We start from the raw sequence: 15,370 nt of genomic DNA on the forward strand, positions 1-15,370 counted from the left end.
TGACCTACAGGCCGACCTACAAAATACCTTTGTCGATCTACGGTCTTATAACTCTTTCTGAAAGGCTTTGTACCATTCAACAAATTTTACCATGCCTTCTTGTATCGTCGTGGCAGGCTTGTATCCCACTACGGCTTCTAGTTGGGTCGTGTCCGCGTAGGTTTTTGGTACATCACCAGGCTGCATGTCCATGTAGATTTTCTCGGCGGTTTTGCCACAGGCGCTTTCGATGGCTTCGATAAATTCGGACAGTTGAATAGGTTGGTTATTGCCAATATTGTAAATCGCGTAAGGTGCTGTCGTACCTTGGTTTTGTTGCGCTTGTGGCAGCACGTCTTGAATGCGTATCACACCTTCCACAATGTCATCGATGTAAGTAAAGTCACGCATCATTTTGCCGTGATTGAATACCTTGATCGGCTTATCGTTCAGAATGGCTTCGGTGAATAACCAAGGCGCCATATCAGGGCGGCCGCCAGGACCATATACCGTAAAAAAGCGTAGCCCTGTCGTTGGGATGTTATACAAATGCGAATAGGAATGCGCCATCAGTTCGTTGGCTTTTTTAGTAGCGGCATACAGTGAGACGGGGTGATCGACCGTATCGGATTCACTGAATGGGATTTTTGCGTTCATGCCGTAAACGGAGCTAGAAGAAGCATAGACAAGATGCTTTACTTTGGTTTGACGACAACCTTCTAGAATGGTCATCATGCCAACTAGGTTACTATCTACGTATTCAAAGGGGGCTTCTAATGAGTAGCGCACACCCGCTTGTGCCGCAAGGTGAATCACTCGCTGGAATTGTTCTTCTGCAAACAGCCGAGACATGCCTTCACGGTCAGCAAGATCCAGTTTTACAAAACGAAAGTTTTCATCAGGCAACAATTGCGCGAGACGATGCTGTTTCAACGCAGGTAGGTAGTAAGCGTTTAAACTGTCAAGGCCGACCACGTCATGGCCTGCTTCTAACAAGCGTTTGCACACATTCATACCAATGAAGCCTGCGGCTCCGGTGACTAAAAACTTCATTTTATCGTATCCATAACTTTTGAAATCTTGTTTATTGCCAATTCATTATCAATTAAAACAGTGCGTTAATTAGTTTATCTGCAACTGTCAGATCACGCTTCGTGCCTCAGCTAATCTGACCTACGGGCCGACCTACATAACGAGTTTCTCGGCTAATCTGACCTACAGGCCGACCTACATAACGAGCTTCTCGGCTCATCCGGCCTACGAGGCGGCATTTCAATTTCATCGGTAACAGCCAATCGTCAGATCACGCTTCGTGCCTCAGCTAATCTGACCTACAGGCGCGATCTACATAATACAGTGATTTGCCGTGGCACATCTTTTGACGGCCTAAAGGCCGACCTACATAACGAGCTTCTCGGCTAATCTGACCTACGGGCCGATCTACAAGTGACACGTTATGTTTTTACTTCTTGGCGCAGTTGTTCTATTTCTTTTTCTAGGACTTCATGTTCTTTTAGTTTTCTTTGCAAAAAGCGCTGCGTAAGAGAAACCTTTTCTTCTATGCCTTTTGGGGTAAGTAGGTATAGGTAGCCCATTTTGTTGGTGCTATTTTTAAAGTTTTCCGCTTTTATCAGACCTTTTTCTATTAGTGCTTTTAAGCAAAAATTGGCTTTTCCTAGGCTAATGTTTAGGCGTTTTGCTAACTCACGCTGACTAATGTCAGGATCTTGCTGTAGCTCTTTTAAAATTTTGTAGCGGTATTCGTCGGTTAACATTTAAGCACCTTAGATGTGGCACTAAGAGTGATGCATAAATACGAAAAATAATAAGCGTGGAAAGGTGTAGTGTATGAAGGTGTGAGTGTGCTTTCCATGCATTTACCTCGTTTAATATTATCCATTTTAATTACTAAAGAACTATTAACCCCATACTAGCTTCCCCTTGGAAGTTATAAGAGGAAAGGACAAATATATGCTGCGTTCAATTGGTGAACAATGATAATACAAGACATGAAATCATGCAAAGAATGTGTTCGAAAAGAGTTTGTAAAGCGGACATTTTTTAAGCTTTTTTGGTTATATAGATAGAAACGAAATCCGTTTTAGGTTTTGGTTGATGCGGTAAATTGGGCGATGATGGTTTGTATTGTGTTTTGTAGGGCATCATGAGCGGAGCGTTATGTGCCGTTTGATGACGTTGGTTTGAATGTCAGATTACGCCTCGTGCCTCGTCTCATCTGACCTACGGGTGGTTGGTGGATCATGTGGTTGGTTTCGTGATGGTTTCGTAGGGCATCATGAGCGGAGCGTAATGTGCTGTTTGGGGATGTTGGTTTGATGTTGGTCTGGTTGATGGTATACCCTTGATACTTCTTTAAAAAATAATGCAAAGGGATTTGTATGTTATCGATTAAGCATCATGGTGCTGTGCAGGGTGTGACTGGGTCTTGTCATGAGTTGTTTGTTGATTCTGATCAGTCGGTGTTGGTGGATTGTGGTTTGTTTCAGGGGGCGGAGACGTCTGGGTCTGGGGCAGATTCAAATAGTTTAGAAATAGACTTTGATCTTTCTGCTGTTCAGGCTTTGGTTATTACTCACGTTCATATAGACCATGCTGGGCGTTTGCCTTATTTGTTGGCTGCTGGATTTACTGGGCCGATTTATTGCTCTAAGCCTAGTGCTGCTCTGTTACCTCTGGTTATTGAAGATGCATTAAAAGTGGGTGTTACGCGTAATGCCAATATCATTAAGGCCTGTTTAGATAGATTGGCTTCTCAGTTAGTACCGCTGGATTATAAAACTTGGGCTGACATTCCTTTAAACAAAAATACTAAAGTACAAGTAAGACTGTGTCGTGCTGGGCATATTTTAGGGTCGGCTTATGTGATTTTTCGGGTTTCTAATAAAGAGATTAGATCACAAGAGAAACGCTACCATGATGTGTTGTTTTCTGGAGATTTAGGGGCGCCCTACTCGCCTTTATTACCTGCACCGCAGTCACCTTATCGGGCAGATCAGCTTGTTTTAGAAAGCACTTATGGTGATAGAAATCATGAAAATCGAGCAATAAGGCGCAAGCATTTACAGCAAAGTTTAGAACATGCATTGAGTGATTCTGGCACAGTGTTAATTCCAGCGTTTAGCATTGGCCGTACACAAGAGCTTCTGTATGAGCTGGAACATATTATTCATCAGAATAAACACAAGGCCGTGAGTAAGACTCGCTCCGGTGTTTCGTTAAATTGGGAAGATATCGATATTATTATTGATTCGCCGTTGGCGAGCCGTTTTACTGAGGTATATCGATCTTTGGCGAATTATTGGGATGACGAAGCAAAGCGCCGAGTGAGTTCGGGTCGCCATCCGTTAAGTTTTGAGCAAGTCACCACGATTGATGATCACGCCACCCACCTGCAAACCGTGTCTTACCTACAACGTCAAACCCGCCCAGCTATTGTTATCGCCGCCTCTGGTATGTGTGCTGGCGGTCGTATTGTGAATTATTTAAAGGCCTTATTGGGCGATGAACGTAACGATGTGTTGTTCATGGGTTATCAGGCCGCTGGCACACCGGGACGGGATATTTTACGGTACCACGACAAGCCAAATGGCTATGTGGTGTTCGACGGAGAGCATTACACCATTAATGCAAAAATACAGCAGATCAGTGGATATTCTGCCCATGCGGGGCAGCGGGATTTGTTAAATTTTATCAAGCGTATGCGAGTAAAACCCAAAAAAATACATTTAGTGCATGGAGATGATAACGCCAAGCGTACATTAAAAGGATTGATTGAAATGGAAAATCCAGAATGCGAGGTGGTGGTGCCGTAAGAAATAAAAGTTTGATGGTGTTGGTTTTTTCGTAGGGCATCATGAGCGGAGCGTAATGTGCCGTTTGATGATGTGTGTTTTTTTCGTAGGGCATCATGAACGAAGTGTAATGTGCCGTTTGATGATGTGGGTTGGGAATGTCAGATTACGCCTCGTACCTCGTCTCATCTGACCTACGGGATGGGTTGGTGTGGATCATGTGGTTGGTTTCGTGATGGTTTCGTGATGGTTTCGTAGGGCATCATGAACGAAGTGTAATGTGCCGTTTGATTATGCGGGTTGGGAATGTCAGATTACGCCTCGTGCCTCGTCTCATCTGACCTACGGGATGAGTTGGTGTGGATCATGTGGTTGGTTTCGTGATGGTTTCGTAGGGCATCATGAGCGGAGCGTAATGTGCCGTTTGATGACGTTGGTTTTTTCGTAGGGCATCATGAACGAAGTGTAATGTGCCGTTTGACGACGTTGGTTTTTTCGTAGGGCATCATGAACGAAGTGTAATGTGCCGTTTGATGTTGCGGTTTTTTCGTAGGGCATCATGAACGAAGTGTAATGTGCCGTTTGACGACGTTGGTTTTTTCGTAGGGCATCATGAACGGAGCGTAATGTGCCGTTTGATGATGTGTTTTTTTTCGTAGGGCATCATGAACGAAGTGTAATGTGCCGTTTGATGTTGCGGGTTGGAGATGTCAGATTACGCCTCGTGCCTCGTCTCATCTGACCTACGGGATGGGTTGGTGTGGATCATATGGTTGGTTTCGTGATGGTTTCGTAGGGCACCATTAGCACAGCGTAATGTGCCGTTTGATGATGCGGGTTGGGGATGTCAGATTACGCCTCGTGCCTCGTCTCATCTGACCTACGGGATGGTGGTGTAAGATATTTCTTGGGAGGGCATGGATGCCTAGATATATTAGAAGTAAACGTTTTGGCGGTACGTTTTTCTTTACTGTGACGGTCAAGGATCGACATTCTTCTGTTCTAGTTGATCATGTTGATCTTTTACGTGAGAGTGTTCGATACGTAAAATCTCGACGACCATTTGATATTATTGCATGGGTGGTTTTGCCCGATCATATTCATGCCATTTGGCGATTACCAAAAGGAGATAATGATTTTTCGCGGCGTTGGCAGTTAATTAAAATTTTGTTTACCAAGAAGCTAAAAAATCAAACACACCATCAATCGAGTATTTGGCAAAATCGTTTTTGGGAGCATGAGATCAAGTCAGATGACGATTTAAGAGCCCACATCCATTATTGTTATTTAAACCCCGTAAAACATGGCTACGTTTTATCAACACGTGATTGGCCATATTCAAGTTTTCATCGTGACGTGAAATTGGGATTGTTTGATATTCATTGGAATGGGGTATTTTAGAGCAAATAAGTATGATGTGCCGTTTGATGATGTGTGTATTTTTCGTAGGGCATCATGAACGAAGCGTAATGTGCCGTTTGATGACGTTGGTTTTTCGTAGGGCATCATGAGCGGAGCGTAATGTGCCGTTTGATGACGTGGGTTGGGAATGTCAGATTACGCCTCGTGCTTCGGCGAATCTGACATATGGAGTGCTGGTTGTGGTTAGTCTTTTTTGGTGAAGGCGAAGCGTATAAGCACGATCCCCATACCTAACATGCCGCCAAGTAATACGGCGAGTACGCAGATTAGGGCGCGTTTCGGGCCGGCTTTTTCTTCTGGTACGACGGCTGGGTCGATGATTTTAAAGGCGAATTCGTCTTGTACTTGTGCCAGCATTAGGTTTTTAGTTTGCTCTTCTATCAGTTGATAAAAGACGGATTGCATGTCTGATATGCTGGTTTTTTGGATTTGTTCTTCTAGGTAGCCGATGTTACGGCGTGTTTCATCCAGTGATTCTTTTTTCACCCAGGCGTTTAAGTCGATAACCAACCAGTCTACCCATTGTTTGGCGATGGTGGGTGATAAGTGCGTAATAGACAGGGTTACTAGGCCGTTGTCTTTACTTTCGGATACAGCAATCAGTTTTTTGAACTCTTTGTAGGCTTCCCAATCGGTTGGTATTGGTGATTTCCCTGGTTCAACTTCACGGACCCATGTTTTGCCTTGCGCATCATATAGCTCAGGATTCAACTGTAAGGCATCTGTGGATTCACTCCATTTCTCCCCCGCCATTAGGGGAACCATTAGGTCGTATTTATTGATGAAGGCGTTAATAAATTGACGAGACTGGAGTATTGCTAGTGCCATGGCTTTGCTGTCTGTGCCACCGCCACCTAGGTTGATACCAGCCAAAGACGCTAAGCCTCCAAATTGTGCGGCCATGCCGGCCAAACCGCCGGATTTGTTATCATTGGCCGAGGCCAATACCGCTTCGGCTTTGTAAGTGTTGGGTTGAGATAGTGCATACAGCACGCCGCCTACGGCAAATACGAAGGTGGTAAATATGATGATCCATTTACCCTTCCAAAGCGCTATAAACAGCTCTTTTAGGTCTATTTCATCGTCTTGCTGGTGATACGCTTGCGGAGGTAAATTGTAATTATCAGCCATATTTAAATTAGGAAAAGGATGGATACTAGCTTTATTCGCTAACGCCTATCCTTTTCTGTTTTATCCTATTAAGTTCTATTAAGTAAGCGAGATAAGTTTTGCACTAAAACTCACCTCTGTTTATTTTGCCTACGATTTTCGCCCTGCTTTATCGCACTGGGCTCTGCGACTCGGAATTAATCTTTAATAGCGCTCCACGCGACACCAATTTGATACAGTATCTGAGTAGCTGTAGATAAGGTGCTTAAGCCATCTAGGTAGTCGGTGTTGATCGGCACTATGATGGTATCACCAGGTTCTAATGGCGCGTAATTACGACTAAACCAAAAAGAGTTGTTCGGCAATTCAACCGAACCATTCGCTTTGACGATGTAAATACGGTCTGTATCTGCCTGACGTTTCGTACCACCTGCCGAACCAATGTAATCTTCCACAGTTAACACTGGGTTGTAGGTATGGTTGGAAGCAAACTGCACTTCACCCACTATGCTGACCACGGGGTTCAATGCCGGTACGAACAGCTTGTCGCCTTTTTCTAACATCAAGTTCGCTAGAATGTCGCCTTTCATTGCATCATTAAGGTCAATAACCAAACGTCCTACTGGCACTACATTATTCAGCTGATCCACCACAGCAATGGCCTGCGCTGGATCTGACACCGAGGTTGAGCCTTGACGACGCAAAGACATGGCGCTAATTTCTTGTTTTAGCTGTGCGTTGATAAATTTCAGTCTTTCCGCTTCCTGACGCTTCAAGCTGTCACGACTAAATACTGCACCAGAAGGGTAAGCAAACTCTGTAAAGCCACCTGCCCGTTCCACCACGTCTTTTAGGGTTTCACCGCGTCTAAACGTGTAGGTACCAGGGAAAACAAATTCCCCTTGCAACTCAACGTCCATGCCCTCTTGCCAACTCGGTTGTGATTTAACCATCAGATGATCTTGTGCGATCAAGGCAACTGGGTACTTGCCACTTATAGCGTCTTTTAGTGAAAAATTAATACGATCAATAGTAGATTTATCGCCTTCCGTGTTGCGACGCGTTAATTCTGCCGATGATAAATAGGCATTCTGATTTAAACCGCCAGCGGCCGCGAGCAAAGAAGAAACACTGGTGTTTTTCGCTAATGGATAAAGGCCTGGAAATTTAACCGCCCCAGATACATCTATCACTTTTGCAGGGCTTCCGTAACTAGCCTGCGCCTTTAATCGTTCGATAATAGGTTCAAGTAACGCCTCTCGACTGGCTTTACGCAATCCAGACGCATTAGACTCGACTTCTTTATCGGCAATTCTTAAGGTGGCATTTTCTTTTGTAGTGACAACAGCCCCTGTTTCGGCATCTAGCACTTCACGTGTTTGGTCTACTGCTCCATCCGATTTTGCTTTACTGTTTGCATAAGAGCCGGACCAATAACCTTGTGCCAAGCCATTATCAAACACAAATATTTGGTCTTTTTCTTGCAGAGTTAAATTTGCCGAGGAGCCTTGGTTCGTCAATGCATCCAACAAGCTAAATTGATAAATTTCAACATCTTGATTGACGTTTATCTCTCGCACCAATAAGGCATAGTTCAAATCGGCCGTTAGCTTTAAACCATCATCGATAGAACCAATAGCATCACTTACTTTCATACCTTGTTTGAAGTTAAGCGCGCCTTGTCTGACCACTTCACCACGCACGGCAACGGCATTGCGTAGGGACGAGGAAGCGGCAGATAAGTTTACGTCATCGCCATTTTGTAGTTTAAAGTTCCGTCCTGCTGGTGTCGCAAGGTCCAAGTTAAACAACTGTAATCCGTTTGCACCGGCTCGGCGCACGCTAATGCGCGACAAGTAGGCCTGAGGTTCTGCCCCACCGGCTAACGACAATAATTGCCCCAGTGTAATATCGCCTTTGGCTTCATACACCGCTGGCCGCGCCACTTGCCCTTCTATAGTAATGCGGTTATCACGAAGTGGAATAAAAAGCGTATCACCCGATGATAGACGCAAGTCTTTCGAGGTATCACCTTTGAGTAATAAGTCGTATAGGTCAAATTCTGATACCACTTGGCCTTTACGCATTAATTTAATATGACGCAAGCTGCCGGATTTCTTGACTCCACCGCTAGCGATCAATGCTTGGGTAATGGTGGTTAAGCCGTTTACATTGTAGGCGCCGGGCTGTATGGCTTCCCCGACGATATAGACCTGCATGGTGCGCATGGCACCCATAGTGACAGATACATCTACACCGATGGTTTTGTTTTTAATCACGTCATTGAGCTGTTTACGCAGCTGCGCGAATGTTTGCCCTGCTACGGCCACAGGGCCAATATCAGGAAGGTTGATAGAGCCATCTCTGTCTATGGTTAAAGATAGATTCTGATTGTTTTTGCCAAAAATTTGCACGCTAATAACATCACCTGGGCCCATTTGATAATCGAGCGGCACAGGCAAATTGTCCACTATGGTTAAACCTAGACTATTGTTACCAAACACATCGTAGCCAAACTGAGCCAAACCACCACCGCTGTCTGCAGCCGCTTGAACGGTAGGTGCTGGTTTTGCTTCGCTCACGACAGGCTCCAATACTGGTGCCTGTTGCACAGGGGCCGACGCGGTATTGGCCGCACCTCCGGTCAAAGCCCCAAGATCCACACCATATTGACGGGCTAGCGCCTCCTGTTGCGCCTTAGGCATACTCTGAAACTGGCTAATCTGCTCTGCGGTCGGTGTAAAAGCGAGTAGATTTCCCGCTAGCGTCATCATTAGTATTGGTAAGAGTCGTTTTTTAAGTCGCATACTGTGTGGTCTATTTAGGTTCAATAAAAATTTAATATTAGCTATTAACTGCAGCCGTAATGAATTTCACTAAAAGCGAAACTCATAACCTGCCCATATATTCGTTTTGGTATCGCTGTTCTGTACCTGCTGGCGACTCGCCCCTACACGTACCATTCCAGCTAAAGCGGGTAAATTATACGTTAACTGGCTGGTTTTTATGGTTTCGTCATCTAGAGTCGAGTTCTGGTAGCTTAGTCCTATCTGATGATCGTTTTTAAGCTGTAAATACAAGGCAATGGAGACGCTGTCGTCTAGCTCATAGCTTGTATTAGCAACGTCATCGGTTATAGAAGGATAGTTTCCTGATTTCCATGGGGTTGCATCATGTGCATCGGTAGATTGTTGCGATTCCAACACAATACGAGCGATGTTTTCCCCCAGCGGAAAGCTGCCCGTCCAACCCAACAACCACGCACCTAATTCAGACTCATTGGATGTTGAGGCCGCTTCTGCATACACACTGTGATAAAAACTAGCCATGCTGGGTAAGGTCAGCTTCGCATCCAGTGCGAGCTGCTTTTCGTCTTGTATCGAATCAATACCGGAAAACCAGGTTTGGTAGGTAACACCGTATTCGAAAAGAGAAAAAGGCTTTGATACTAAACGGGTTGCACTGTGGTAATCGTAATCTGAACCAGATGGTTGGGCTAATATACTTTCGACACTCCAAACACCCAAAATATTGTTCTCGCCAATATAACCAACACTTACATCAGGCGCCGCTTTAGCGTACGAACCTAAAATTAGATTATGTTGCCAGCCTTGCCCCCACCAACGATCAACATTTCCAACAGACCAAAGCCAGGCACCAGAGCTAAAAGCAAGGTAACTATTGTCTATGTTTAAGGTCATATCGTCTTGATATTCGCTGTAACCCGCGGTTAAACGGTAAGAGAATGAGTTCCCTAGATGCTCAACGCTGGTATAAACGCCCTTTTCGTCTTCATTGAACTGACCAAAACCCGAAGGTACTGCAGGATTAGAACCATTTACCACTTTGAACAATCGATTACCACGATTCAATCTGGCTGTATTTAGCGTGTAAAGCAGCTGTTGGTTGGCGACTAATAAAACATCACGATTATGATTTGAATCGCTTAGGTCATCGCCAAATAAGGACCAACGCATGGGGTAATGATTAACGGGGGAAGAAATTTGACCAGAATCAGACAGTAACAGTAAAGATGAGCGCAAAAACGGATCATTGGCTTCCAACCAAGGCGACGCGACTGCAATAACAGAAGTGCAACCTAGAAACGGCACCAACAGTGCATTATGAACCAGTTTATTAGTGCGACAGCAACTAAGAAAACTTAGTTTTGGAGGACATAGAATCGGTTTTTTTTTAACATTAGAAGAGAACATTAATAGGTCACAGTTCCTTGTATTGATAGAGATAACGCTTTCATGAGCATGCTTCCTATCTGACTATTATTAAGATGCCGCACATAATGTCCCAAAACACAGCAAAAATAAAGGCTGCTTACTCAATGCTTTCACAAATGGCGGCATTTTTTTAAACATTGTTCATTATTGGCATTTGTCCGCTTAAGGCGCATTTCGCCAGCATTTAAGATCAGGCTTTATGGCGATAAGGCTAGAATTGATCAAGAAATTAACGAAAAGTCTGTTCATAGCGCTTACATTGTCATAAATCTTGATCTAAAATCGGTCAGGAAGTCTATTCTTCAAACATCGATGTTTAAATGATAAGGAAATATTATGAAACTTGTAACGATTGCTACTATTGTAGCACTTGGCCTAGCTAGCCAAGCATATGGTGAAGCGGCTGGTGCTGGAGCAGCCTCTACTGGTGGTGCTGGAGCGGGCGCAGGTGCTGCTGGCGCAGGAGCTGGTGCGGGCGCAGGAGTTGGTGCAGGCGCAGCAGGAGCTGGTGCAGCGGCTGCTGGTGCAGGTGCAGCGGCGGGTGTTGGTGCAGCGACGGCTGCAGCAGTAGGTGGTTTGGCAGCAGCGGCAGCAGCGGCAGCAGCAGTGGCTGTGAGTGCAGCGGTTGCGGCAACGACAGACAGCAACCCAACTACTACCCCAGCTGTTGGTACAACGACTAATACAAATTAATACCTCCAAGCCACCTAATACCCATTAGGTGGCTTTTCTTTTCCCTTAGTTTGTATTGGTTGTTTCATGCGCTCTTTTTTTTATCCTCTTTATTCCCTTTTTTTTATTCTCGTATTAGCTTTAACGGGTTGTTCAGCCAACTTCAAAAGCAGCTTAGACTCGGCAAAAGCGGTGATTGGCTTAAACAACGCGATCACTCCTGAGTACATTACGTCTTTGCCTTATGCCAGTACCTTGGTCACTGTTAACGATACTCGTCCTTTGCTTTTGATTCTGACCTTTGTGGATTATAACCCCACCACTCAGGCTTACAGACTGACTTGGTTGAGTAAAGATTCTGGCAGTATTGTCACCGAAAACGGTCGTATTATTCAGACTGTGGGCTTTACCAGTGATAACTTAGAAGCATTAGCTTCTTTTGCTGGCAATAGCAACCTTACCGATCCGTTTATCAATACACTTCCCAAACCCAGTAGCACAATGTCATGGACGGCCAGATACGATTGGGCTCCTGGCTATCGCTATGGTTTTACCGCTCAAGTCACCTCCCGCTCGCTTGGCATGGACACGGTGACCACTGAGCTATGGCGTCAAGACGCCGAACAGATCGCTGAAACCGTCACCTTTAACAATCTAGATGCGCACTTTACCAATCTTTTTTGGCTTACGCCCGCCACGCCGACGGTTCGCCCCTTTGTGGTTAAAAGCATCCAATATTTAGGGCCCAACATGGACAAGGTGGAAATGCTGATGGTGAAACCCTTTATTGAACCGTTTAATAATGTCACAGCCACAACGCCCGATACCGACAACGAGGATTCGCCATTATGATGCCGTTTTCTACGACGCCTTATATAAAAGGGCTATTCCTGATGTGTATGCTGTGTCTCGCTACATTGTCACAGAATGCTAAAGCCGATAACGCCGTTATTACGCTACTGCACAATCAAGTTACCCTGTCCTACCCACAAGAAGTGCGTTTTTTACAACTATTACAGGATGCTTATTCTCAGTCGCAATACCAGATATACCCACTTGGTAGCGCATTGATCAACCCGAATAAACAATCCATAGTCACCAACCAAAAACGTGCTGTTTTGCGTCAACTGGCTGCTATAAACACGCCTGCTGCGAAACATATCGCAAACTACCTCAATCAGTTAAATTTGGTTTATCACGAAGATATGGTCTTCGATTTTACCAAGGTTCGCATTAAGCCCAAGCTCAATCCCCTAGTAAAAGGCGAATATTCACTGCTTTTGGCACAACGCCCAAATCACATTACAGTGTTTGACGCGGCACAGGATTTGGTTAAGAAGGTTCCCTTGAATAAAAGCGGTGAACTTCGCGACTACTTGGCGCAATTCTCTGGCGCAACCAAAGAACAGCAGCCCTATGATTCGGTTTTGATTATTCAGGCTGACCGGAGCATTTATCAAGCCAAAGACTTACAGTGGAAAAACACCTTATATTTTCTCAGCCCCGGCGCCATGGTGTTTATTGGGCTGCCAAACCTGTCTGATGAATACCGCGATTTAAATGCCAATGTCGCCCATCTGTTTGCTTTTCGCTTGGAGCTATAATGTCATTTAAACGCTTTTCTTTGACTACTCTTGTTACTGGTCTTGTCACAGGTTATGGCTGTTTGCTCAGTGGCGTGCTGTACGCAGAAGACACAGACTATTTTTCTCTGCCTTTTCAAGGGCCACAGCTTAAACCCTCTCAGACTGATCTGGGTGGTGTAGGTTTGATCCAAATGCCATCTGGCCGCATGGCCGACGAAGGCGCGTTCAGTTTTGGCTATAACGACAACAGTGAATATACCTTTTACACTATTTCTTTACAGTTAATGCCTTGGTTAGAGACCACTATCCGTTATACCCAAGTGGAAGATCTGCTGTACAGCAACAGTGAAAGTTTTAGTGGTGACACAAAGTACGCAGATAAAGGCATTGATGCTAAATTAAGGCTGTTAAAAGAAGATCAATGGCTACCAGAAGTATCCGTCGGTTTGCGCGACCTTGGTGGCACAGGACTGTTTGATGGCGAATTTCTCGCCGCTACCAAACGCTTTTCGACCGATCATTATGGTGAATTTGACGTTACTCTAGGACTAGGTTGGGGATATTTCGGAACCCGGGGTAATATTAGTAACCCTCTGTGTAATGCAGCAGACCGATTCTGTAATCGTATTTCAGGGTATTCTGATAATGGTGGCTCTATCGACTACGACCGCTGGTTTACAGGCCCAGCGTCCTTGTTCGCGGGTGTGGAATATCAGACACCTTACGAGCCTTTGCGTTTAAAACTGGAATATGATGGCAACAACTACAGCCAAGATTATCCAGTTACTCGTGGTGGTGTGGACATGACACCCAAAACACCTTGGAACTTTGGTGCGGTTTATGAGGTAAGTGATGGCTTTGATCTGCGTTTAAGTTATGAACGCGGCACGACTGTGGCGCTGGGCTTTGTGTTATCAACCAATCTTAATACCTTGAAAAGCCCATGGATAGACAACGAGCTACCCGCGATGGGCACTGATCAAGCTGCCACCTTGAATGACGTGGATTGGCCAGCTCTGGACCGTGAATTAGAAGACATCGCAGGCTATAAAACCAGCAAGGTGTACCAACAAAACGATGCGGTGACCTTTGTCACGCAACAAACAAAATACCGTGATCGTGATGTCGCCACCGAAAGAGCGGCAGCCGTGATGGCAAATCACTTGCCTACCAACGTGAGCGCTTACAAAATCATTGAAGAGTCGAACAATATTCCCGTGAAATCGACCAAGGTGTCGGCGCGTGCTTATCGTAAAATCGCGGCTGTAGATTATTTCAACCCATCGATTAAAGACGCCATTATCGAGCTACCACCAGAAGACATTAATGATGATCCTTTGTACGAAAACGTTGAACGCTTCAATTACGGTTTTAGTCCAAATTTAAGCCAATCCTTCGGCGGCCCAGAAAGCTTTTATATATACAGTATCACCATGAAAGGTGGCGCTTCTTACTGGCTTAGCCGAAATTTGGAATTATCCAGCTCTGTGTCGATTAATCTATTAGATAACTACGATAAGCTTAATTTTGACACTCCTTCGGACGGCACATCTAATTACCGTGTTCGTACTCTAGTGCGGGCTTATGTACGTGACAACGACGCCAATTTGAATAACCTGCAGCTGACCTGGTTTGATCGCTACGGAAGCAATTGGTATCAGCAAATCTACGGCGGTTATTTAGAAACCATGTTTGCGGGTGTTGGCACGGAAGTTTTGTATCGTCAACCGAACTCCAACTGGGCCATTGGTGCAGACGTCAATGCGATCTCGCAGCGTGACCCCGACTCAGTATTTGGCATTTTTTCTGATGAAAACGCCTACGGCAATGGAACCAAAGTACTGGCAAGAGGTACGACAGGACATTTGTCTTTTTATTATCAACCTGAATGGTCTTTTTTAGAAGACACTCTATTCCGTATCGACGTGGGTAAATTTCTAGCCGCTGACGTTGGCGCTCGCTTTGACTTTTCTAAGCAATTTGACAGCGGCATGATCATCGGCGCGTACGCCAGCCGAACCAACATGTCCGCAGAAGATTTCGGCGAAGGCAGCTTCACCAAAGGGTTTTATCTGTCTATTCCGTTCGACACCGTCTCACTTAAACCGACTAACAGCCGAGGCAACCTAAACTGGCAACCTATCACCCGCGACGGCGGCCAAATGCTAGGAAAACGCAACAGTTTATATGGCATAACCGATATGGTGTCACCTTGGTACCAACGACCTGCAAAGAACTAATGCAAGTCATGCTTTAGCGCGTCAAGGATTTTGGTTTGGTGTCATTAGACTTTTGACGGTCTAAAGGCCAATGGTATGGACTCCTCCCCAATTCAGCGGAATTCCGATAAATTGGGAGGCGACCAAACCAAAGGAGCCATACCATGAATAATAATTCGACAATTTGTGTTGATTTAGCGAAAGAAGTTTTCCAAGTTGCTGTCTTCAATAAAGCCGGTAAGGCTAAGTTAAATAAAGAAGTCTCAGCGAAAAAAATGTGTCTCATCATTGCTCAATACCCTGATGCAGCGATCTTTATGGAAGCGTGTGGCTCT

The 15,370-nt window shown here is 45.0% G+C and carries 11 protein-coding genes; 6 read left to right on the forward strand and 5 right to left on the reverse strand.

Annotated features, from left to right (window positions below; genetic code table 11):
* Window positions 1–45: 45 nt before the first annotated feature.
* Window positions 46–1,032, reverse strand: a complete 987-nt coding sequence (locus CCS02_RS21880; RefSeq protein WP_100637725.1) for an NAD-dependent epimerase — start codon at window positions 1,030–1,032, stop codon at window positions 46–48.
* Window positions 1,033–1,433: 401 nt separating this feature from the next.
* On the reverse strand, window positions 1,434–1,754 hold the full coding sequence (locus CCS02_RS21885) for a MarR family EPS-associated transcriptional regulator (protein WP_100637726.1): 321 nt from the start codon (window positions 1,752–1,754) through the stop codon (window positions 1,434–1,436).
* A gap of 624 nt (window positions 1,755–2,378) precedes the next feature.
* Between CCS02_RS21885 and CCS02_RS21890 the strand changes: the two genes are divergently transcribed.
* Window positions 2,379–3,812 carry an MBL fold metallo-hydrolase RNA specificity domain-containing protein gene (locus CCS02_RS21890; protein ID WP_100637727.1) on the forward strand — a complete coding sequence of 478 codons (1,434 nt, stop codon included), beginning with the start codon at window positions 2,379–2,381 and terminating at the stop codon, window positions 3,810–3,812.
* A gap of 900 nt (window positions 3,813–4,712) precedes the next feature.
* Window positions 4,713–5,192, forward strand: a complete 480-nt coding sequence (locus CCS02_RS21895; protein WP_100637728.1) for an REP-associated tyrosine transposase — start codon at window positions 4,713–4,715, stop codon at window positions 5,190–5,192.
* A 204-nt stretch (window positions 5,193–5,396) separates the two neighbouring features.
* Here CCS02_RS21895 and CCS02_RS21900 read toward each other — a convergent pair whose 3' ends face one another.
* From CCS02_RS21900 to CCS02_RS21910, 3 genes are all read right to left on the reverse strand, one after another.
* Window positions 5,397–6,344 carry a Wzz/FepE/Etk N-terminal domain-containing protein gene (locus tag CCS02_RS21900; RefSeq protein WP_100637729.1) on the reverse strand — a complete coding sequence of 316 codons (948 nt, stop codon included), beginning with the start codon at window positions 6,342–6,344 and terminating at the stop codon, window positions 5,397–5,399.
* 176 nt (window positions 6,345–6,520) lie between these two features.
* Entirely contained in the window at window positions 6,521–9,130 is a 2,610-nt protein-coding gene (locus tag CCS02_RS21905) for an SLBB domain-containing protein (RefSeq protein WP_100637730.1), read from the reverse strand.
* Window positions 9,131–9,199: 69 nt separating this feature from the next.
* Window positions 9,200–10,537 (reverse strand): capsule assembly Wzi family protein, encoded by a 1,338-nt coding sequence (locus CCS02_RS21910; protein WP_100637731.1) that lies wholly within the window; start codon window positions 10,535–10,537, stop codon window positions 9,200–9,202.
* Window positions 10,538–10,894: 357 nt separating this feature from the next.
* Between CCS02_RS21910 and CCS02_RS22315 the strand changes: the two genes are divergently transcribed.
* The 4 genes from CCS02_RS22315 to CCS02_RS21930 all read left to right on the forward strand — a co-directional run bounded on the left by CCS02_RS22315 (window position 10,895) and on the right by CCS02_RS21930 (window position 15,056).
* Complete coding sequence (locus CCS02_RS22315) at window positions 10,895–11,251, forward strand: hypothetical protein (RefSeq protein ID WP_198515446.1); 357 nt, start codon at window positions 10,895–10,897, stop codon at window positions 11,249–11,251.
* Window positions 11,252–11,317: 66 nt separating this feature from the next.
* Window positions 11,318–12,082: a YjbF family lipoprotein gene (locus CCS02_RS21920; protein WP_100637733.1), complete on the forward strand. Its 765-nt coding sequence runs from the start codon at window positions 11,318–11,320 to the stop codon at window positions 12,080–12,082.
* Window positions 12,079–12,834 carry a capsule biosynthesis GfcC D2 domain-containing protein gene (locus tag CCS02_RS21925; protein ID WP_100637734.1) on the forward strand — a complete coding sequence of 252 codons (756 nt, stop codon included), beginning with the start codon at window positions 12,079–12,081 and terminating at the stop codon, window positions 12,832–12,834. The genes CCS02_RS21920 and CCS02_RS21925 overlap by 4 nt, the downstream gene beginning before the upstream one ends.
* A complete protein-coding gene (locus CCS02_RS21930) occupies window positions 12,834–15,056 on the forward strand; it encodes a YjbH domain-containing protein (protein WP_100637735.1) in 2,223 nt (740 codons plus the stop codon). The genes CCS02_RS21925 and CCS02_RS21930 overlap by 1 nt, the downstream gene beginning before the upstream one ends.
* The last annotated feature ends 314 nt before the right edge of the window (window positions 15,057–15,370 follow it).

It is taken from the genome of Marinomonas sp. ef1 (assembly GCF_002806845.1).
Classification (GTDB): Bacteria; Pseudomonadota; Gammaproteobacteria; order Pseudomonadales; family Marinomonadaceae; genus Marinomonas; species Marinomonas polaris.